The sequence below is a fragment of the Sphingomonas sp. GW821-FHT03E12 genome, from assembly GCF_059420685.1.
Genome location: NZ_JBWKUF010000001.1, coordinates 270,067 through 290,226, shown reverse-complemented (window position 1 = coordinate 290,226; position 20,160 = coordinate 270,067). Strand labels below are relative to the sequence as shown.

General features: G+C 66.8%; 16 protein-coding genes. 12 read left to right on the top strand and 4 right to left on the bottom strand.

The annotated features are described in order from the left end of the window. Positions 1-48: 48 nt before the first annotated feature. The 4 genes from AC07TU_RS01230 to AC07TU_RS01215 all read right to left on the bottom strand — a co-directional run bounded on the left by AC07TU_RS01230 (position 49) and on the right by AC07TU_RS01215 (position 6,493). Entirely contained in the window at positions 49-3,078 is a 3,030-nt protein-coding gene (locus AC07TU_RS01230) for a TonB-dependent receptor plug domain-containing protein (RefSeq protein WP_495186096.1), read from the bottom strand. A 93-nt stretch (positions 3,079-3,171) separates the two neighbouring features. Continuing rightward, a complete protein-coding gene (locus tag AC07TU_RS01225; protein ID WP_495186095.1) occupies positions 3,172-4,662 on the bottom strand; it encodes an FGGY family carbohydrate kinase in 1,491 nt (496 codons plus the stop codon). Then, positions 4,662-5,621: a transketolase family protein gene (locus AC07TU_RS01220; protein ID WP_495186094.1), complete on the bottom strand. Its 960-nt coding sequence runs from the start codon at positions 5,619-5,621 to the stop codon at positions 4,662-4,664. Before AC07TU_RS01220 ends, AC07TU_RS01225 begins: the two co-directional genes overlap by 1 nt. Next, on the bottom strand, positions 5,621-6,493 hold the full coding sequence (locus AC07TU_RS01215; RefSeq protein ID WP_495186093.1) for a transketolase: 873 nt from the start codon (positions 6,491-6,493) through the stop codon (positions 5,621-5,623). Before AC07TU_RS01215 ends, AC07TU_RS01220 begins: the two co-directional genes overlap by 1 nt. Positions 6,494-6,761: 268 nt before the next feature. Here AC07TU_RS01215 and AC07TU_RS01210 point away from each other — a divergent pair, with 268 nt between their 5' ends. The 12 genes from AC07TU_RS01210 (at position 6,762) to AC07TU_RS01155 (ending at position 20,160) form a co-directional block, all read left to right on the top strand. Beyond that, on the top strand, positions 6,762-7,547 hold the full coding sequence (locus AC07TU_RS01210; protein ID WP_495186092.1) for a DeoR/GlpR family DNA-binding transcription regulator: 786 nt from the start codon (positions 6,762-6,764) through the stop codon (positions 7,545-7,547). 48 nt (positions 7,548-7,595) lie between these two features. Then, complete coding sequence (locus AC07TU_RS01205) at positions 7,596-8,576, top strand: sugar phosphate isomerase/epimerase family protein (protein ID WP_495186091.1); 981 nt, start codon at positions 7,596-7,598, stop codon at positions 8,574-8,576. Further along, complete coding sequence (locus tag AC07TU_RS01200) at positions 8,576-9,922, top strand: pectate lyase family protein (protein ID WP_495186090.1); 1,347 nt, start codon at positions 8,576-8,578, stop codon at positions 9,920-9,922. Before AC07TU_RS01205 ends, AC07TU_RS01200 begins: the two co-directional genes overlap by 1 nt. Further along, entirely contained in the window at positions 9,919-11,058 is a 1,140-nt protein-coding gene (lldD, locus tag AC07TU_RS01195; protein WP_495186089.1) for an FMN-dependent L-lactate dehydrogenase LldD, read from the top strand. Before AC07TU_RS01200 ends, lldD begins: the two co-directional genes overlap by 4 nt. Beyond that, the gene (lra1, locus tag AC07TU_RS01190; RefSeq protein WP_495186088.1) at positions 11,055-11,819 is read left to right on the top strand and encodes an L-rhamnose 1-dehydrogenase Lra1; all 765 of its coding nucleotides are present in this window, start codon (positions 11,055-11,057) and stop codon (positions 11,817-11,819) included. The genes lldD and lra1 overlap by 4 nt, the downstream gene beginning before the upstream one ends. A 12-nt stretch (positions 11,820-11,831) precedes the next feature. Continuing rightward, positions 11,832-13,325 carry an FAD-linked oxidase C-terminal domain-containing protein gene (locus AC07TU_RS01185; RefSeq protein WP_495186087.1) on the top strand — a complete coding sequence of 498 codons (1,494 nt, stop codon included), beginning with the start codon at positions 11,832-11,834 and terminating at the stop codon, positions 13,323-13,325. A gap of 148 nt (positions 13,326-13,473) precedes the next feature. Next, on the top strand, positions 13,474-14,580 hold the full coding sequence (gene glcE, locus AC07TU_RS01180; protein ID WP_495186086.1) for a glycolate oxidase subunit GlcE: 1,107 nt from the start codon (positions 13,474-13,476) through the stop codon (positions 14,578-14,580). Next, positions 14,581-15,870 carry a glycolate oxidase subunit GlcF gene (gene glcF, locus AC07TU_RS01175; protein ID WP_495186085.1) on the top strand — a complete coding sequence of 430 codons (1,290 nt, stop codon included), beginning with the start codon at positions 14,581-14,583 and terminating at the stop codon, positions 15,868-15,870. Between the two features lie 99 nt (positions 15,871-15,969). Then, positions 15,970-17,349, top strand: a complete 1,380-nt coding sequence (locus AC07TU_RS01170) for a glycoside hydrolase family 140 protein (RefSeq protein ID WP_495186084.1) — start codon at positions 15,970-15,972, stop codon at positions 17,347-17,349. Continuing rightward, complete coding sequence (gene rhmD / locus AC07TU_RS01165; protein WP_495186083.1) at positions 17,346-18,554, top strand: L-rhamnonate dehydratase; 1,209 nt, start codon at positions 17,346-17,348, stop codon at positions 18,552-18,554. Before AC07TU_RS01170 ends, rhmD begins: the two co-directional genes overlap by 4 nt. A 23-nt stretch (positions 18,555-18,577) precedes the next feature. Further along, positions 18,578-19,432 (top strand): fumarylacetoacetate hydrolase family protein, encoded by an 855-nt coding sequence (locus AC07TU_RS01160; protein WP_495186082.1) that lies wholly within the window; start codon positions 18,578-18,580, stop codon positions 19,430-19,432. Further along, positions 19,417-20,160 (top strand): SDR family oxidoreductase, encoded by a 744-nt coding sequence (locus tag AC07TU_RS01155; protein WP_495186081.1) that lies wholly within the window; start codon positions 19,417-19,419, stop codon positions 20,158-20,160. The genes AC07TU_RS01160 and AC07TU_RS01155 overlap by 16 nt, the downstream gene beginning before the upstream one ends.

Below are 20,160 nucleotides of genomic sequence, written 5' to 3'. Positions count from 1 at the left end.
AGAGCGACAGGGGAGGCACGCGGCCTCCCCTGTCCAAGGGGTGCTTCGTCAGAACTTGATACGGGCACCGGTGTAGAAGCGGCGGCCGATCACGTCGTACACGCCGTTGACGCTGCCGGGCAGGCCGCCCCAGACGGGCGGGCGCTCGACATCGAACAGGTTCTTCACGCCGATATAGAATTCGAAATGCTCGAGCCCGGTGTAGCGGACCTGCATATCGGTGTAGATCTTCGACCCGATGCGGAAATACTTCTCGTCCGGCACCGACCCGTCCGCCAGGCGGTAGAGCGTCTGGAAGTTCTCATAGTCGAGCACCTGCGGCGCAATATATTCGGCGCTGACGTTGAAGCCGAACTTGTCATTGTCCCAGCCGAGACCCGCCGTCACCGCGTCGCGCGGCGTGCCGAGCTCACCCATCGTGTTGTCATAGGGATCCCCGGTCAGTGCGCGGAACCCGTTCTTGAGCAGATGGGTCCACGCCGCCGACAGGCTGGCGGTGCCGCCCGCGACTTCGTGCTTGTAGTTCAACGTGAAGTCGAGGCCGCGGCTGAACGATCCGCCGCTGTTGACCAGCGCACGCACCACCTGTTCGACCGAACCGGTGCTGTACGCGCCCGACGCGCCTGCGCGGCGGGTGACGAACTGGCAGAACTCCGGAAGCCCCTCGCGATAGCATTTGTTGAGCACCGTCGCGGGCGCCACGCGGCTGATCGCGTTTTCGAGCTTGATGTCGAAATAGTCGACGGTGATCGTCAGGTTGCGCAACGCGTGGATCGAGCGCGGGTTGATCACCGCGCCGAGCGTCAGCGTCTTGCCGGTCTCTTCCTGAATGTTCGGGTTGTTGGCGGTCAGGCTGCCGACACCGGCGAGATCCGCCTGGGTCAGCGTGAAGGATCCGTTCGCCTGGATGTTGGCGAGGATGCCGGGCACCGCACGGCAATTGTCGGCGAGCGCGCCGGTGGTGGTGAGCGTGATGCCCTGGCACGGGTCGGTGATCGAGATGATGCCGGCCGACGGCGCCGCGAACAGCTCGCCGATGTTCGGCGCGCGGGTCGCATGCGCATAGACGGCGCGGAAGCGGATATCCTCGACCGGCGACCATTCGCCGCCGATGTTCCAGGCATAGAAGGTGCCGACGGTCGAATAGTCCGACATGCGGCCCGCTGCGCGCAGCGTCAGGTTCTGGAAGAACGGCGTATCCGACAGGATCGGAACGACGATTTCGCCATAGGCTTCCTTGACGTCGAACTTGCCCGACGTGTCGGTCATCTGGACATAGCCGTTGCGCGCCGCGTTGGTCAGCGGATCGAAGATGTCGCGGCTTTCCTCCTTGCGATACTCGGCGCCCACCGCGACCTGAACCGGACCGGCCGGAAGCTGGAACAGCGTGCCGGTGAGGTTGGCGGCCGCGACATGCATCTGCTGCTTGGAATAGCGGCTCATGCCCGTCTTGATGTACTTGATCGCGTCGGCCGAGATCTTCGACGTGCCATCGGCGTTGAGGCCATAGACGTTGATCGGCACGCAACCCTGTGCACGCGCGGATGCGTTGACGCAGACCGCTTCGGTGACATTGCCGTTGTTGTTATAGTCGAAGACGTCAGGGATCGCCTGCAGCGCCTCGGCGAGGTTGTACAGGTTCGCCAGGCCGCTCATCGACTGGTTCTGCTTGGTGAAGCCGTACTGGTAATAGGCGTCGAACTTCCAGCTGCTGCCGAGGTCCACCGTGCCGCCGAGCACGACGCGGAAATTGTCGCGCTCGGTCGGGATGGTGCGCGTGCCGCCGTCGAACATCGTCGTGCGGAGCAGAAAGCTCAGATCCTTCGAGCTGATCGCGTCGTTGGCGTTGCGGTTGGTGGCTGCCGCGAACACCGCGGCCGGGACCAGCGGGTTGGCGAGGCGGCGGACATCGGCTGCATTGGCCGGGTTCGCGACCATGAACTCGATCGGGTAGAAACCGCCATTGCCCGGGAAGGCACCCAGCGCGCTGTCGGTGCGCATCGGCGATGCTTCCATCCGGCCCTTGCTGAGCACGTTGGTGTAGGTGACTTCGCCGAAGAGGTTGACGCTGTCGGTGACGTCATAGTTGAGGCGCGCCGCGAAGGTGTAGCGCTCCGAAGGCGCGGCGAGCAGCTTGTACTGTTCGCGGTTATAGCCGTCGGTCGCGGCGTTGTAGGCGCGGAAGCTGCCGTCGGCGTTGATGATGCGGTTGGTCTGGCTGCCGATCACGAACACGCCGCCCGCGCCGACGTTCGACGGGTTGTAGAAGGGCGTGAACAGGTTCTGCGCGGCGGTCAGGTTGGTCGCGCTGTTGCCCGCGACGCGTTGCGTGGTGCCGAGGCTGGTATAGTCGAGGCGCGAGAAGTCGCGGCCGTCATTCTCGACCACGCCTTCGTTGACGTAGCCGCCATAGACCATGATGTTGCCGCGGCCGTCGGCAAAGTTCGCGCCATAGGTGGCGTTGACGGCGAACTGGCGATCGTCGCCCCGCTCCGAAATGCCGCCCTGGATGTTGAGCTGAAGCCCTTCGTACTTTTTCTTATAGATGAAGTTGACGACGCCGGCGACTGCGTCCGAGCCATAGACGGCCGAAGCACCGCCGGTGAGCACGTCGACACGCTCGATGAACGGAGTCGGGATCATCGACAGATCGACCTGAGCGGTGCCCGGAACGCCCGCGACCGAGCGGCGGCCGTCGATCAGCACGAGGGTGCGGTCGGCGCCGAGGTTGCGCAGGTTGACGGTGGCGAGGCCAGGGTTGGTGCTCGCGCCGTTGGTGGTGCGGCTCTGGCCGGGAATGCCGACGGCGGGGTTCTGCTGCAGCGCGTCCTGGACGTTGAGCACGCCCTGATTCTCGAGCGCCTGTGCGGTCACCACCTGAAGCGGGCTGGGCGAAGTCAGCGCCGGGGAGGCGATGCGGCTGCCGGTGACGACGACTTCCTGTTCGGTGTCGGGTGCCGGCTGGCTTGCCGGGGCGGCGTCCTGCGCGTGCGCGGCGGTGGCGGCGAGCAGCGTCATCACGCTCGCGCCGGTCATCAGCAGCGCGCTGCGTGATGGATTGAGACCTGCAACTTTCATTTCCCCACTCCTTCCCTTGTTTTGCAAATCGGCCTGGGTTCGGCCCAACTCACCGGGCGGTGTTCCGCCTCTCTGTCGGTGTTCGTCCCGGTCTCAGCCGGGCGGTGCGCGGTTCGCCCGCGTGACGACGTCGGCGACGCTTTCGCGCCAGTTGCCGCGGATCGTGCCGCGCGTTTCGGTGGCGATCTTCGGTTCGAAGCGATCGGCGGCCGCGGGAACGCCGGTATCGGCAAGCCCGAGCGCGTGCGCCGCCATGCGTGCGACGCCGAGTGCGCTCGCCTCGGCGATCTCGGGGCGGACGATGGCGCGGCCGGTCAGATCGGCGAGCAGCTGCGCGAGCAGTGCATTGCGCGCCGCGCCGCCGTCGATCGACAATTCGGGCAGGTCGATGCCGAGATCGGCAGCGATCGCATCGAGCACGTCGCCGATCTGGAGCGCGATCGCCTCCAGCGTCGCGCGGGCGATGTGCGCAGGGCGCGTCGCGAGCGTCATGCCGCTGATCGTGCCGCGCGCACCCGTCTGCCAATGCGGCGCGCCGAGCCCCGCGAGTGCGGGCACGAACACCACGCCCTCGCTGCTTTCGACGCCGGCGGCGAGATCGGTGAGCGCAGTCTCGTCAGCGAGACCGAGCAAGGCGGTTGCGAAGGCCGCGGCATGGCCTGAGACCGAGATATTGCCCTCGATGGCATGCTGCGCGCCGCCCTCGGTGCGGCTCCAGGCGATGGTGCTGGACAGGCCATGCGACGAGCGCACCCGCCCGGCGGTTGCGGCCATCAGCGAACTGCCCGTGCCGATCGTCGCCTTGACCCGGCCGGGCGCATGAATGCCGTGCGCGAACAGCGCGGCATGGCTGTCGCCGAGCAGCACCTGGACCGGCGTGCCAGTGGGCAGCGCGGTGAGGCCAGGCGCGACGCTGCCGAAGCCGCTGTCCGACGGCGCGATGCGCGGCAGGATGGCGAGCGGCACGTCGAAGATGCGCGCCAGCTCCGCATCCCAGTCGAGCGTGTCGAGATTGAACAGCTGCGTGCGCGAGGCATTGCTGTGATCGGTCGCATGGACCTGCCCGCCGGTGAGGTTCCACAACAGCCAGCTGTCGATCGTTCCCGCCCTGATCTCGCCGGCGTTTGCGCGGTCGCGCGCGCCGGGGATCGTGTCGAGCAGCCAGCCGATCTTGGCAGCGGGGAAGAGCGGATCGATGCCGAGGCCGCTGCGCGAGACAATCGCGTCCTCAAGCCCTGCTGCGCGCAATGCGGCACAGCGCTCGGCCGAGCGGGCGCATTGCCAGATCACTGCCGGCGCGATCGGACGGCCGGTTGCGGTTTCCCACAGCACCACCGTCTCGCGCTGGTTGGAGATGGCGAGCGCGGCGATCTGCGCATCGGGCGCGGCGGCGACGAGCTCGGCGATCAGCGCGGCGACCGCCTCCCAGATGTCCGACGCCGATTGCTCGGCCCAGCCCGGCTGCGGATAGGTCACCTGCATCGGCCGCGAACGCGACAGCAGCACCGACCCGTCGGGCGCGACCAGCAGCGCCTTGGTGTTGGTGGTGCCCTGATCGATGGCAAGGATGACCGGACCGGACATCAGGCGGCTTTCGTTCCCAGCAGCTCGCGCACGGCGGCGGCGATGCCGGTGGCGGACAGGCCGTAGCGCTCCATCAGCCATGACGCCGAACCGGTCGGCAGGAAGCCGGGGAAGCCCAGCATCCGCATCCGCACCGGATCGTGCTGCGCGCAATATTCGGCGATCGCGCCACCAAGGCCGCCTTGCGCAAGTCCTTCCTCGGCAGTGACGATCGCCCCGGTCTGCGCCGCGGCGGCGATCAGATCGGTGTCGAGGGGCGAAACGCTCGCCATGTTGATGACGCGCGCCGCGACACCCTCGGCAGCGAGGGCTTCGGCTGCGGCCAGCGCGTGGTGAACCAGCGTACCGTTGACGATGATGGCGATGTCGCCGCCTTCGCGCAGCACCTCGCCCTTGCCGATCGCGAAGGTCGCGCCCTCGGGGCGCTCCAGCGCGGGCACCGGCATGCGGCTGATCTTGATATAGACCGGGCCGTCATGGGCGGCGGCGGCCTTGATCGCCTCGGCCGTCTCCCATGGGTCGGCGGGGACGATCACGGTGAGCTTGTCGATGGCGCGAAGCCAGGCGACGTCCTCGATGCTGTGGTGGGTCGCGCCAAGCTCGCCATAGGCGACACCTGAGGAGATGCCGCACAATTTCACATTCTGCTGGCTGTAGGCGCAGTCGGCCTTGATCTGCTCCATCGCGCGCGCCGTCAGGAAGCAGCCCGCGCCGCTGACGAACGGGATCTTGCCGCCATTGGCGAGGCCAGCGCCGACGCCGACCATATTCTGCTCGGCGATGCCGACATTGATCAGGCGATCCGGGAAACGCTCGCGGAACTTGCCGAGCTTGGACGAGCCGACCGAGTCATTGACCACCGCGACGATGCGGCTGTCATTGGCGGCGAGCTCCTCGACCGTGCGGACATAGGCGTCGCGGCAGTCGAACAGACCGGCGGCGGGTGCTGCGGCGGCCATCAGTTCATCTCCGCTTCGAGTTCGGCAATCGCCTGGGCATATTGCTCTGCATTGGGCACGCCGTGGTGCCAGCCGGCCTGGTCGCGCATGAAGCTGACCCCCTGGCCCTTGTGCGTGTCGGCGATGATGACGAGCGGCTTGCTGCGCGGCTGCGCGGCGCGGTCGAAGGTTTCGAGCAGTGCGGCATGGTCATGGCCGTCGACCCCGACGACCTCCCAGCCAAAGGCGCGCCACTTGTCGGCGAGCGGTTCGAGGCCGTTGGTGTCCTCGGTCTTCGCGCCCTGCTGGAGCCGGTTGCGATCGACGATCACCGTCAGATTGCCGAGGCCGCGATGGCCGGCGAACATCGCCGCTTCCCACATGCTGCCTTCCTGCAGCTCGCCGTCCCCGGTGAGCGCGAAGACGCGATAGCCGGCCTTGTCGATCTGTCCCGCGACGGCAATGCCGACCGCGACCGGGAGCCCGTGGCCGAGCGGTCCGGTATTGGTCTCGACCCCCGGCAGATAGGTGCGGTTGGGATGGCCGTTGAGCCGCGACTCGGGCTTCAAATAGGTTTCGAGTTCTTCCTCTTCGAAGAAACCCGCCCCGGCCAGCGCCGTGTACAGGGCGCCGGTGCAATGCCCCTTGCTCATCACGAACCGGTCGCGATCCGGAGCGGCAGGGGAGGATGCTTCGATCCGAAGAATGTCGAAATAAAGGGCGGCAAGGATGTCTGCGGACGAAAGGTCGCCGCCGGGGTGGCCCTGACCGGCATCGACGATCATGCGGAGCAGGCGGCGGCGCATCCAATTGGCGCGCGCACGGACGTACGCAGCACGCGTTTCCAGCGTGTATGCGGCGTTATCCCGGCTCTCCAGCCCAACTCTGTTCATGACCTCTCCTGCCCGCCGGATAGCGGATGTTGAAACTGAGCGCAATAATAGTCATATTATATGCGATATCGAACGAAGTTTCGAATATTTTCGTTTTCTATCGATATGGGCAAAAATTGACAAGAGCCGAAAGGCGGCGGTAGGAAAGGGAGAGGGCCGCATGGTCCCGAACGGGTGCCAAATCAGGCAGATAGGCAGGAGCGGGGATGTCGGAATCGACCAGCTGGCGCGCGCCCTTCCGCGGCGCATTTCACTCCGCGGGCGCCGCATGAGCGGCGAGCGGCGGGCGCGGATGCTCGGCGAGGCGCGCCGGAGCAAGATCCTCGAATGGCTTCAGGAAGAAGGCAGCGCGCGCGTGCGCAGCCTGGCCGAGGCGTTCGGGGTGTCCGAAGTGACCGTGCGCCAGGATCTCGAGAAGCTCGAGTCGGATGGGCATATCGTCCGCGAGCATGGCGGCGCGTTCCTGAAGTCGGTGACTCAGCAGGTGCGTGCAATGGCGCTGCAGCATCACGAGAATATGGACGCCAAGCAGCGCATCGGCCGCGCGGCGGCGGCGCTGGTCGGCGATGGCGAGACGATCATCCTCGATTCGGGATCGACCACGACCGAGGTCGCCGCGCAGCTTTCCGGGCGGCGCGACATGACCGTCATCACCAACGCGCTCAACATCGCGCTGATGCTGGGCGCTGAGCCGGGTTTCGACATCCATATGACCGGCGGCCATTTCAAGGCGCCGACGCTGTCGCTGTCGGGCGACCGTTCCGCCGACTATTTTCGCGGGCTGTTCGTCCAGAAACTGTTCCTCGCGACCGCGGCGATCGATCTGGAGGCGGGCCTCACCTATCCAGCGCTGTCCGACATCCCGGTCAAGCGCGCGATGATCGAGGCGGCGGAGAAGGTCATCCTCGTCGCCGATTCGACCAAGATCGGGCAGCGTTCGTTCAGTGCGCTGGGCGGGATCGAACTGGTGCATCTGCTGGTGACCGACGCGGGCATCCGCGACGAGGACCGTGCCGCGATCGAGGCGGCCGGGGTCGAGGTGATGGTCGCCTGAATCTTTCCGGCGCCTTGCGCCGCCCCCCTTGCAACAAGGATCAAGCACGTGAGCAATCAGAAGTACGGCGCCGGCATCTGGCATTTTGCGACCTTCGTCGATCGCTATGCGACCGACGGCTATGGCCCGGCGCGGTCGCTGATCGAGATGATCGACATCGCAGGGCAGGTCGACGACCTGTCGGTGGTCGATATCAACTATCCCTTTGTCGACCCGAGCCTGTCGCTCGACACGGTCGAGGAAGCGCTCAAGCGCAACAACCTCTCGGTCATCGGCATCACGCCCGAAATCTATACGCGCCAGTTCGCCAAGGGCGCCTTCACCAACCCCGATCCGGGCATTCGCCGTTTGGCGAACGAGATGTGCAATGACGCCGCGAATGTCGTGCGGCGGTTCGGCGCGGACTATGTGAAGCTCTGGCCCGGGCAGGACGGCTGGGACTATCCCTTCCAGGTCGATCACCGCAAATTGTGGCAGCAGAGCGTCGAGGGGATCGGCGAGCTCGCCAGCCAGAATCCCGACCTCAAATTCGTGATCGAGTACAAGCCGCGCGAACCGCGCTGCCACATGAGCTATGACAGCGTGTCGCGCACTTTGCTCGGGATCGAGCGGATGGGGCTGCCCAATGTCGGCATCCTGCTCGACTTCGGTCACGCGCTGTACGGCGGTGAGAGCCCGGCGGATTCGGCGCAGCTCGCGATCGATCACGGCCGCCTGTTCGGCATGGACGTGAACGACAATTTCCGCGGCTGGGACGATGACCTGATGGCCGGATCGGTCCACCCGATCGAGCTGTTCGAATTCTTCTACACGCTGCGCAAGAACAAGTGGGAAGGGGTGTGGCAGCTCGACCAGTTCCCGTTCCGCGAGGATTCGGTCGCGGTCGCCAATGGCGCGATCAGCTTCCTGAAGGGCATCGAGCGCGCGCTCGACAAGCTCGACTTCGAGGCGATGCAGGACGCGCAGGACCGCCACGACGCGGTGACCGCGCTGCGGCTGGCGCGCGAAGCCCTGTTCACCTCCTTCTGATGCGGCCGGCGTTCGCCCTGCTGTCGCTCGCCTGCGCCGGCCCCGCCCTGGCGCAGAGCGAGATCCCCAAACTGCCCGCCTTTCCGGGTGCCGAGGGGGCGGGGCGTTTTTCCGAGGGCGGGCGTGGCGGGCGGGTGATCGCGGTCACCAACCTCGACGATTCCGGGCCGGGCAGCCTGCGCGCGGCGCTGGAGGCGGATCGGCCGCGGACCGTGGTGTTCCACGTCTCGGGCACGATCGCGCTCAAGTCCGATATCGCCGTGACCAACGGACGGCTGACCATCGCCGGGCAGACCGCGCCCGGGGACGGCATCACGATCCGCGACCGCTCGCTCAACATCGCGGCGAACGATGTGGTGGTGCGCTACATTCGCGCGCGTCTCGGCGCCGCTTCGGGCACGCAGCAGGATGCGATCACCGTCACCAAGGGGCGGCGGATCATCCTCGATCACGTCTCGGCCAGCTGGTCGATCGACGAGACGCTGTCGGCCTCGACTCACTATGACAAGCCGGGCGACGGGGTGTGGGATCTGACCGTGCAATGGTCGATCATCGCCAATTCGCTGCGCAAGTCGAACCACGACAAGGGCGAGCATGGCTTTGGCAGCCTGATCCGCGCCGCGCGCGGAGCGAAGATCAGTTGGCACCACAATCTCTGGGCCAACCACCTCGACCGTATGCCGCGCCCGGGCAACTACTCGCTGCCGAGCGAGGACGGCGAGGGCGCGGTCTTCGAGTTCCGGTCCAACGTCTTCTACAATTGGGGCAAGGACCGCGCGGGCTATAATTACGACGTCTCGACCCACGCCCGGTATAACTTCATCGACAACAGTTACGTTGCCGGGCCGGACAGCAAGGGCAGCATCGCGTTCGAGGAGCAGAACCAGCTCGCGCGCGCTTTCTGGTCGGGCAACAGCATGAACGGCGCGATTCCGGCGGATCAGAAGACGCTGGTGAAGGGCAATATCCCGGTCGGATACTGGCTCGACGCGCCGCTCGACGTGGGGGCGGTAGCGGCCGATCCGGCACCGCGGGCCTATGCGCGGGTGCTGGCGGAGGCAGGGGCGTCGCGGGTGCGCGATGGGGTCGATCTCAAGGTCGTCGCAGGCGTGCGTGCGAAGACCGGGCGGATCATCGACAATGAGGCGCAGGATGGCGGCTGGCCGGCCTTGCGCTCGGGCAGCGCGCCGCTGGACAGCGACAATGACGGCATGCCCGATACGTGGGAGCGCGCCCGCGGCCTCGATCCCGCGCGCGCCGACGGGGCTGCGGATCGCGACCGTGACGGCTACAGCAATCTCGAAGAATATCTGAACGAACTCGCCGCCGGAAAGGGTGCCGCATGATCATCGCCTCCTCCCATGATTTCGAAAGGGCGGCGCGGCGGCGGGTGCCGCGCTTCCTGTTCGATTATGCCGAGGGCGGCGCCTATGACGAGGTGACGCTGGGGCGGAACGTCAGCGATCTCGCTTCGGTGGCGCTGCGCCAGCGCGTGCTCAAGGATGTCGCCAACGTCGACCTGAGCACGACCCTGTTCGGGCGAAAGATGGCGCTGCCCGTCGCGCTCGGCCCGGTCGGGATCAGCGGCATGTACGCGCGCCGCGGCGAGGTGCAGGCGGCGCGCGCGGCAAAGGCGGCGGGCATCCCCACCTGCCTGTCCACCGTGTCGATCTGCGCGCTCGAGGATGTGGCGAAGGCCGCCGATCCCTTCTGGTTCCAGCTCTATGTGATCCGCGACCGCGGCTTCATGCGCGACCTGATCGCGCGCGCGAAGGAGGCGGGGGCGGAGGCGATGGTGTTCACCGTCGACATGCCGATCCCCGGCGCGCGCTATCGCTCCGAGCATTCGGGCATGGCCGGGCCGAACGCGCGGCTGCGCCAGATCCTGCAGGCCATCGGCAAGCCGCGCTGGGCGTGGGACGTCGGGCTGATGGGCCGCCCGCACACGCTCGGCAACCTTGCGCCGGTGCTCGGCAAGGACAGCGGCCTCTCCGATTACATGGGCTGGCTGGGCAAGAATTTCGATCCGTCGATCCAGTGGAAGGATCTCGACTGGATCCGCGCCGAATGGGATCAGCCGCTGATCATCAAGGGCATTCTCGATCCCGAGGATGCGCGCGAAGCGGCGGCGATCGGGGCGAACGGCATCGTCGTCTCCAACCATGGCGGGCGCCAGCTCGACGGGGTGTTGTCGAGTGCGCGTGCACTTCCGCCGATCGCCGATGCGGTGGGTGGCAAGCTTACCGTGCTGGCCGATGGCGGCGTCCGCACCGGGCTCGATGTCGTGCGGATGCTGGCGCTGGGGGCGGACGGGGTGCTGCTTGGGCGCGCCTGGGTCTATGCGCTGGCGGCGCAGGGTGAGGCAGGGGTGAGCAAGCTGCTCGCCCTGATCGCCAGGGAAATGAAGGTCGCGATGACGCTGACCGGGGTCAACCGGATCGAAGCGATCGATCGCTCGATCCTTGCTGAGGATGTGAAATGAAGCTTCTCGAAGGCAAGACCGTGCTGGTCACCGGCGGCTCCACGGGTATCGGCCGCGCCGCGGCGATCGGCGCCGCGCAGCACGGCGCGAACGTCGCGATCAACTATGCGTCGAGCGACGACAAGGCCGCATCATGCGTCGCCGAGATCGAAGCGCTCGGGCGTCGCGGCCTGGCGGTGAAGGGCGATGTCGCCCTGCCCGAGACCGCGAGTGATTTCGTGAACAAGGCCGTTGAGGCCTTCGGCCGCGTCGACGTGATGGTCTCCAACGCCGGCATCTGCCCGTTCCACGCGTTCCTCGACATGCCGGTCGAGACGGTCGACCGCACCTTCCGCGTCAACCTCCACGGCGCCTATTACATGGTGCAGGCGGCGGCGAACCAGATGGTGAAGCAGGGTGAAGGCGGCGCGATCGTTGCGGTCTCCTCGATCTCGGCTTTGGTCGGCGGCGAGTTCCAGACCCACTACACCCCGACCAAGGCCGGTGTGCATTCGCTGATGCAGTCGGCGGCGATCGCGCTTGGGCGTCACGGCATCCGCTGCAACTCGGTGCTGCCCGGCACGATCCTGACTGAGATCAACAAGGACGATCTCGCCGATCAGGACAAGCGCGATCGCATGACCGCACGCATTCCGCTCGGCCGCCTCGGCGAGTCCGAGGATCTGGCCGGGCCGATCGTCTTCCTCGCCTCCGACATGGCGGCCTATGTCACCGGCGCGGCGCTGCTGGTCGACGGCGGCGCGTTCGTGAACCTCCAGTAAGGAGAAGCCGCGGTGTCGCTCGTCATGCCTCCCCCCGATGCCGCGACGCTGGCGCGGCGGGCGGAGATCGTGGCGGCGATGCGGAAGATCGTTCCCGGCGAAGGGGTGATCGACGAGCTCGAGGCACTGCGCCCCTATGAGTCCGACGCGCTCACCGCCTACGCCCAGATCCCGCTGCTGGTGGTGCTGCCCGAGACGGTGGAACAGGTCGCGGCGGTGCTGCGCTGGTGCCACGCGAACCGGGTGAAGGTGGTGCCGCGCGGCGCGGGCACTTCGCTGTCGGGCGGTGCGCTGCCGCTGGCCGACGGCATTCTGCTCGGCATGGCGAAGTTCAACCGCGTGCTCGACATCGACTATGCCGACCGCGTCGCGGTGGTGCAGCCGGGCGTCACCAACCTCGCCATCACCCGGGCGGTCGAGGATGCGGGCTTCTACTACGCCCCCGACCCCTCCAGCCAGATCGCGTGCACGATCGGTGGCAATGTCGCCGAGAATTCGGGCGGGGTGCATTGCCTCAAATACGGCCTCACCACCAACAATGTCCTCGGCGTCGAGCTGGTGACGATCGAGGGTGACGTAGTCCGCCTCGGCGGGCGCGGGCTGGAGCCGGCCGGGCTCGACTTGCTCGGGGTGATCGTCGGCTCGGAAGGGCTGCTGGGCGTGGTCACCGAAGTCACCGTGCGCATCCTGCCGCGGCCACAGACGGCGAAGGCGTTGCTGATCGGGTTTCCCAGCGTCGAAAGCGCGGGCCAGTGTGTCGCGGAGGTGATCGCGGCCGGGATCATCCCGGCGGGCATGGAGATGATGGACCGTGCCGCCGTCCATGCGGCCGAAGCCTTTGTCCAGGTCGGCTATCCGCTCGACGTCGAGGCGCTGCTGATCGTCGAGCTGGACGGCCCTTCGGCGGAATGCGGCCATCTGACCGGCGAGGTCGAGCGCATCGCCCGTGCCAATGGCGCGGTGTCGGTCCGCGCCTCGGCCGACGAAGCCGAGCGCATCGCCTTCTGGGCCGGGCGCAAGGCGGCGTTCCCAGCGGCGGGGCGGCTCTCGCCCGATTATTATTGCATGGACGGGACGATCCCGCGGCGGCGGCTTCCCGAGGTGCTGACGCGGATGAAGGCGTTGTCCGAGCAATATGGCCTTGGCGTCATCAACGTCTTTCACGCCGGTGACGGCAATCTCCATCCCCTCATCATGTATGACGCCAACCAGCCCGGCCAGCTCGAACGCGCCGAGGCGTTCGGGGCGGATATCCTGAGGCTCTGCGTCGAGGTCGGCGGCGTGCTGACCGGCGAGCATGGCGTCGGGGTCGAGAAGCGCGACCTGATGCCGGCGATGTTCAGCAAGGCCGATCTCGCCCAGCAACAGCGCGTCAAATGCGCCTTCGACCCCGAGTTGCTGCTCAACCCCGGCAAGATGTTCCCCGAACTGCACCGCTGCGCCGAGCTTGGCCGCATGCACGTCCATCGCGGCCAAGTGCCGTTCCCCGATCTGCCGCGGTTTTGATGGCCGGCGCCCTTAACCCAACCCCAACCGTCACCCCGGCCTTGTGCCGGGGTCCACTTCACCGCACGCATTGCGCGTCGTTTCGAACCCCAATCATCGCCTCGCGGTGGACCCCGGCACAAGGCCGGGGTGACGAAGGTGTGGGGCGATGACTCGCCCCGCCACCACCGACGACCTCTGCGCACTCATCGCCGATGCCCAGGCCACCGGCACCAAACTCCGCCTTCGCGGCGCTGGCACCAAGGATGCGATCGGGGCGCCGTGCGACGCGCAGGTCGTCGATATGCGCAGCTTTGCGGGCGTGGTCGACTATGACCCGCCCGAGCTGGTGCTGACCGTCGGCGCCGGTACACCGCTGGCCGAGATCGAGACGCTGGTCGCGAGCGAGAGCCAGATGCTCGCCTTCGATCCGTTCGATCACGGCGTGATGCTTGGCAATGACGGCGGCGCGACGATCGGCGGGGTGATCGCGGCGGGCGTGGCCGGTCCCGCGCGGCTGTCGCGCGGCGGCGCGCGTGATCATCTGCTGGGGTTCACGGCGGTGTCGGGGCGCGGCGAGAAATTCGTCGGGGGGGCCAAGGTGGTGAAGAACGTCACCGGCTATGATCTGCCCAAGCTGATGGCCGGAAGCTGGGGGCGGCTTGCGGCACTGACGGAGGTGACCTTGAAGGTGCTGCCTGCGCCGCGCACCCGGCTGACGCTGGTCATGCGCGGGCTGGATGCGGCGGGCTCGGTCGCCGCGATGGCGCGCGCGCTGGGATCGGCGGCGGAGGTGACGGCGGCGGCGCATTTGCCTGACTGGCGTGGCGAAGCGGTGACCGCGCTACGCTTCGACGGATTTGCGGAATCGGTCGCGGCACGCGCGGCGATGCTGCCCGAATTCGAAGTGATCGAGGATGGTGACGCGCTGTGGCTCGCGGTGCGCGATGCATCACCTTTGCCGGGCGCGTTACCATTGTGGCGGCTGATCGTCGCGCCGGGCAAGGCGCCCGTTGTGGTCGCTGCGTTGCCCGATGCCGAATGGGTGTTCGACTGGGCGGGCGGGCTGGTCTGGCTGGCGAGCGATGCCGATCCCGTCGCGATCCGTACCGCCGCCGAGGCGGCGGGCGGGCATGCCACGCTGGTGCGCGCGACCGAGACGATGCCCCGCGTGGTTCCCGCACTGCACCCGCAGCCCGCCGCGCTAGCCGCGATCGAGGAGCGGGTGCGCCGCGCCTTCGATCCCGATGGCGTGTTCGAGATTGGGCGCTTCTAGATGCAGACCCGCTTCACCCCCGATCAGCTCGCCGATCCGGCGATGGCATCGTCCGAAGGCGTGATCCGCAAATGCGTGCATTGCGGCTTCTGCACCGCGACCTGCCCGACCTATGCGCTGCTCGGCGACGAGCTCGATAGCCCGCGCGGGCGCATCTATCTGATCAAGGACATGCTGGAGAACCAGCGCAAGCCGGGGCCGGAGACGGTCAAGCATATCGATCGGTGCCTGTCCTGTCTGTCGTGCATGACGACCTGTCCCTCGGGCGTGAACTATATGCACCTGGTCGATCATGCGCGGGCCTATATCCACGAGAACTATAAGCGCCCGTGGCACGAGCGTGCGGTGCGGTGGCTGCTGGCGGCGGTGCTGCCCTATCCGGGGCGGTTCCGCGCGGCGCTGACGCTGGCGAAGTTCGGGCGACCGTTTGCGCCGCTGATCGCCGGGGTGAAGCCGCTCGCGGCGATGCTGGCGATGGCGCCCAAGCGGATACCGGCGCCGGTCCCGGCCGAGAACGCGACCGTGCCTGGCGCGAAGGGCCGCGTCGCGCTGCTGCAGGGCTGCGCCGAACCGGTGCTCAAGCCCGAATATCGCGCGGCGGCGATCCGGCTGCTGGGTCGCGCGGGCTATGACGTGGTGTTCGCGGCGGGCGAAGGCTGCTGCGGCGCGCTGGTGCATCATATGGGGCGCGAGGCCGATGGACTCGATGCCGCGCGGCGCAATGTCGATGCGTGGATGCGCGAGATCGACGGCGGCGGGCTCGCCGCGATCGTCGTGACTGCATCGGGATGTGGCACGACGATCAAGGACTATGGCTTCATGCTGCGCAATGAGCCCGTGTATGCCGGCAAGGCGGCGCGGGTCTCGGCGCTGGCCAAGGATATCTCGGAACTGCTCGCCGAAATGGAGCTGCCGCCGGGCGACGGACGCGGGCTTACCGTCGCTTATCATGCCGCCTGTTCGCTCCAGCACGGACAGAAGGTTACCGACGCGCCCAAGCGGCTGCTCGCGGCTGCGGGCTATACGGTGCGAAGCCCGGCCGAAGCGCATCTCTGCTGCGGATCGGCGGGGACGTACAACATCCTCCAGCCGGACATTGCGGGCCAGCTTGGTGCGCGAAAGGCAGCCAATCTGGCGCGGCTTCAGGCCGATGTGATCGCCACCGGCAATGTCGGTTGCGCGATGCAGATCGCGCGCCATGGCGGTACGCCGATCGTCCACACGATCGAGCTGCTCGACTGGGCGACGGGCGGCCCTGCGCCGGCGGTTTTAGCGCATCGAGACGCTTGACCAAATAATACTATTATATTTAAAATGTGCAGATCGGGCGGTGAGTCCCGTGTGGACGATGTTCGCCACTTTAGCGGCGGGCCCTGGGAGAGCGTGGGGATGGTTTCGAGACTTTGGCTGGCCGGTATTGCGGCGCTGATGGCGGCACCCGCTGCCGCGCAGACGCCCCCGCTCAGCGTCTCGGCCAATCACCGCTATCTCGAGGCGGGCGGCAAGCCTTTCTTCTGGCTGGGCGACACCGCCTGGCTGCTGCTCAGCCGCCTGAACCGCGAAGAGACCGAACACTATCTCGCCACCCGCCAGCGTCAGGGCTTCAACGTCGTCCAGGTGATGGTCCTCCACACCAACAAGATGACCAACCGCTACGACGCACCGGCGCTGATCGATGGCGATCCGGGGCAGCCGCGCACCACGCCGGGCAAGGATCCGGCCAGGGCCGGCGAATATGATTACTGGGATCACCTCGACTGGGTGGTCGAGCGTGCGGGGGCGCACGGCATCTATGTCGCGATGGTGCCGGCCTGGGGCGACCTCGCGATGGAGCGGCAGCTCAACGAGAAGAATGTCGAAAGCTACGGCCGCTTCATGGCCGAGCGCTATGGCAAGGCGCCCAACGTGATCTGGCTCAATGGCGGCGATACGCGCTCGGAGATGCGCAGCGCGGTGTGGGATGCGCTCGGCACCACGATCAAGAAGATCGCGCCGAAGCAGCTGATGACCTTCCACCCGATCGGGCGGACGACCTCGTCGTGGCAATGGCATCAGGCGCCCTGGCTGGACTTCAACATGTTCCAGTCGGGCCATCGCAGCTACGCGCAGGAAGGGCCGAATGCGATCGGCGAGGATAGCTGGCGCTATGTCGAACAGGACCTGGCGCGCACGCCGTCCAAGCCGACGATCGACGGCGAGCCGAGCTACGAGAATATTCCGCACGGCCTGCACGAGCAGAGCCAGCCGCGCTGGCAGGCGGCGGACGTGCGCCGCTATGCCTGGTGGGGCGTGATGGCGGGCGCGTTCGGCCACACCTATGGCGAGAACCACGTCATGCAGATGTTCGTGGCCGGCTCGAAGGACGCCAATTTCGAACCCAACCAGCGCTGGGACACGTCGCTGGCGGCGCCGGGCGCGCCGGGCGCCGACCAGATGCGCCACCTGCGCGCGCTGATCGAAGCGCGTCCGATGCTCGAGCGCGTGCCTGATCAGGCGATGATCGCCGACAATGGCGTGCGCTACGATCGCGTGCTGGCGAGCCGGGGCAAGGCCTATGCCTTCGCCTACACCTATACCGGCCGCCCCTTCACGCTGAAGCTGGGCGCGATCGCGGGGAGCCGGGTCAAGGCGCAATGGTATTCGCCGCGCGACGGCAAGTTCACGCCTGCAGGCGAGTTCGCCAATCGCGGCGTGCAGCGTTTCGATCCGCCGGGCGAGACCGCGGCGGGCAATGACTGGGTGCTGGTGCTCGATGGTGCCGCACGATGAGCGAAGGGAAATTCGTGGGTCTTCCGAAGATCAAACATGTCCGCGCCTATACGGTGCGCGGCGGCGGCGCCGACTATCACGATCAGGGCGCGGGCCACTGGATCGACGATCATATCGCGACGCCGATGGCGAAATATCCCGAGTACCGCCAGAGCCGTCAGAGCTTCGGCATCAACGTGCTCGGCACTTTGGTGGTCGAGCTGGAGGCCGAGGACGGCACGATCGGCTTCGCGGTGACGACCGGCGGCGAGCCCGCCTGCTTCATCGTCGAGCGGCATCTGTCGCGCTTCCTGATCGGGCGCGACCCGTCGGACTATGAGACGATCTGGGACCAGATGTACTTCTCGACCCAATATTATGGGCGCAAGGGACTGGTCGTGAACGCGATCTCGGGCGTCGACCTCGCCATCTGGGATCTGATCGGGAAGCTGCGGCAGGAGCCGGTCTATCACCTGCTTGGCGGTGCGGTGCGCGACGAGATGCAGTTCTACGCCACCGGCGCGCGGCCCGACCTCGCCAAGGAAATGGGCTTTATCGGCGGCAAGCTCCCGCTCCATCACGGCCCGGCCGAGGGCGAGGAAGGAATGGAGAAGAACCTCGCGCTGCTCGCTGACATGCGCGCCAAATGCGGTGACGACTTCTGGCTGATGTACGATTGCTGGATGGCGCTCGACATCGACTATGCGACGCGGCTGGCGAAGCGGGCGTGGGACGAGTGCGGGCTGAAGTGGATCGAGGAAGCGCTCTCGCCCGACGATTATTGGGGCTATGCGCAGCTCAAGAAGAACGCACCCGACGGCCTTCTGGTCACCACCGGCGAGCATGAATCGACCCGCTGGGGCTTCAAGATGCTGCTCGAGATGGACTGCTGCGACATCATCCAGCCCGATGTCGGCTGGTGCGGCGGCGTGACCGAGCTGATCAAGATCGCCGACGATGCCGACAAGAAAGGCGTGCTGATGGTCCCGCACGGATCGTCGGTCTACAGCTATCACTTCGTGGTGACGCGCCACAATTCGCCGTTCGCCGAGTTCCTGATGATGCATCCGGGGCCGACCGAGGTGGTGCCGATGTTCGCGCCGCAGCTGCTGGGCGAACCGGTACCGGTCAACGGCAAGATCCGCGCCAGCGAGCTCGACAAGCCGGGCTTCGGCGTCGAGCTCAACCGCGACATCGCGCTGCATCGCCCCTATCCCAACGACTGACATTCAAGACTGAAGGAAGACCCATGAAGCTCTGCCGTTATGGCGCTCCCGGCGCCGAGAAGCCCGGCCTGATCGACGCCGATGGCCGCATCCGCGACCTGTCCAACTATGTCGCCGATATCGACGCGCAGACGCTGTCGAAGGAAACGCTGGCGAAGCTCGCCGCGGTCGATCCGGCCACGCTCAAGCTGGTCGAGGGCGAGGTGCGCTATGGCCCGTGCGTCACCGGCACGCGCCAGTTCGTCGCGATCGGCCTCAACTATGCCGACCACGCCGCCGAATCGAACCTGCCGATCCCCGAGGAGCCGGTGGTGTTCAACAAATGGGTGAGCTGCATCCAGGGTCCGAACGACCCGGTGACGATCCCCAAGGACAGCAAGAAGACCGACTGGGAGGTCGAGCTCGGCATCGTCATCGGCACCGCCGCGCATAACGTGTCCGAAGCCGACGCGCTGAGCCATGTCGCGGGCTATTGCGTGGTCAACGACGTGTCGGAGCGCCACTGGCAGACCGAGCGCGGCATGACCTGGGACAAGGGCAAGGGCTTCCCGACCTTCGGCCCGATCGGTCCGTGGATGGTGACGTCCGACGAGGTGGGCGATCCGCAGAACCTGTCGATGTGGCTGTCGGTCAATGGCAAGAAGATGCAGGACGGCAACACGAAGACGATGATCTTCACCGTCGCCCAGATCGTCTCCTACCTCTCGCAGATCATGACGCTGCTTCCCGGCGACGTCATCACCACCGGCACCCCGCCGGGCGTGGGCCTCGGCCAGAAGCCTGAGCCCTGGTATCTCAAGGCCGGTGACGTCGTCGAACTCGGCATCGAGAAGCTTGGCGAACAGCGCCAGGACTTCGTCGCATGGCAAGCCAAGTGAGCGGGCGCTTCGAAGGCCGTGTCGCGGTCGTCACCGGCGGCGCCGCGGGCATCGGCCGCGCCGCCGCCGAGCGGATGGCGGCCGAGGGTGCGCAGGTCAGCGTGTGGGACATTTCCGACGACGCGCTGGCGGGCTGCGACTTCGCAGCGCACACCGCGAAGGTCGACCAGTCGGACGAGGCGCAGGTGATCGCGGCGGCGGCGGACGTCGCCGCCAAGCTCGGCCGGCTCGACATCCTCGTCGTCTCGGCGGGGATCACCGGGCCGAACACCACGCTGGAAACCTATCCGTCCGATGCCTGGCAACAGGTGATCGCGATCAACCTCAACGGCACCTTCTTCTGCGACAAGGCGGTGATCCCGCACATGAAGGCGAACGGCTATGGCCGCATCGTCAACATCGCATCGGTCGCCGGCAAGGAAGGCAATCCGAACGCCAGCGCCTATTCGACGTCGAAGGCGGGGGTGATCGGCCTGACCAAAAGCCTCGGCAAGGAACTGGCCAAGGACAATATCACCGTCAACGCGGTGACCCCGGCGGCGGTCAAGACAGCGATCTTCGACCAGATGACGCAGGCGCATATCGACTTCATGCTCTCGAAGATCCCGATGGGACGCTTCGGCACGGTCGACGAGAATGCGGCGATGATCTGCTTCCTGGCGAGCGAAGAGGCGAGCTTCTCGACCGGCGCGGTGTTCGACACCTCGGGCGGGCGCGCGACCTACTGA

Bases quoted from the DNA above. Each gene is read 5' to 3' on its own strand.
- AC07TU_RS01170 (WP_495186084.1), top strand. From the start codon at position 15,970: ATGGTTTCGAGACTTTGGCTGGCCGGTATTGCGGCGCTGATGGCGGCA.
- glcE (WP_495186086.1), top strand. From the start codon at position 13,474: ATGACTCGCCCCGCCACCACCGACGACCTCTGCGCACTCATCGCCGAT.
- lra1 (WP_495186088.1), top strand. From the start codon at position 11,055: ATGAAGCTTCTCGAAGGCAAGACCGTGCTGGTCACCGGCGGCTCCACG.
- rhmD (WP_495186083.1), top strand. From the start codon at position 17,346: ATGAGCGAAGGGAAATTCGTGGGTCTTCCGAAGATCAAACATGTCCGC.
- AC07TU_RS01225 (WP_495186095.1), bottom strand. From the start codon at position 4,662: ATGTCCGGTCCGGTCATCCTTGCCATCGATCAGGGCACCACCAACACC.
- AC07TU_RS01155 (WP_495186081.1), top strand. From the start codon at position 19,417: ATGGCAAGCCAAGTGAGCGGGCGCTTCGAAGGCCGTGTCGCGGTCGTC.
- AC07TU_RS01200 (WP_495186090.1), top strand. From the start codon at position 8,576: ATGCGGCCGGCGTTCGCCCTGCTGTCGCTCGCCTGCGCCGGCCCCGCC.
- AC07TU_RS01220 (WP_495186094.1), bottom strand. From the start codon at position 5,621: ATGGCCGCCGCAGCACCCGCCGCCGGTCTGTTCGACTGCCGCGACGCC.
- lldD (WP_495186089.1), top strand. From the start codon at position 9,919: ATGATCATCGCCTCCTCCCATGATTTCGAAAGGGCGGCGCGGCGGCGG.
- AC07TU_RS01160 (WP_495186082.1), top strand. From the start codon at position 18,578: ATGAAGCTCTGCCGTTATGGCGCTCCCGGCGCCGAGAAGCCCGGCCTG.
- AC07TU_RS01215 (WP_495186093.1), bottom strand. From the start codon at position 6,493: ATGAACAGAGTTGGGCTGGAGAGCCGGGATAACGCCGCATACACGCTG.
- glcF (WP_495186085.1), top strand. From the start codon at position 14,581: ATGCAGACCCGCTTCACCCCCGATCAGCTCGCCGATCCGGCGATGGCA.
- AC07TU_RS01210 (WP_495186092.1), top strand. From the start codon at position 6,762: ATGAGCGGCGAGCGGCGGGCGCGGATGCTCGGCGAGGCGCGCCGGAGC.
- AC07TU_RS01230 (WP_495186096.1), bottom strand. From the start codon at position 3,078: ATGAAAGTTGCAGGTCTCAATCCATCACGCAGCGCGCTGCTGATGACC.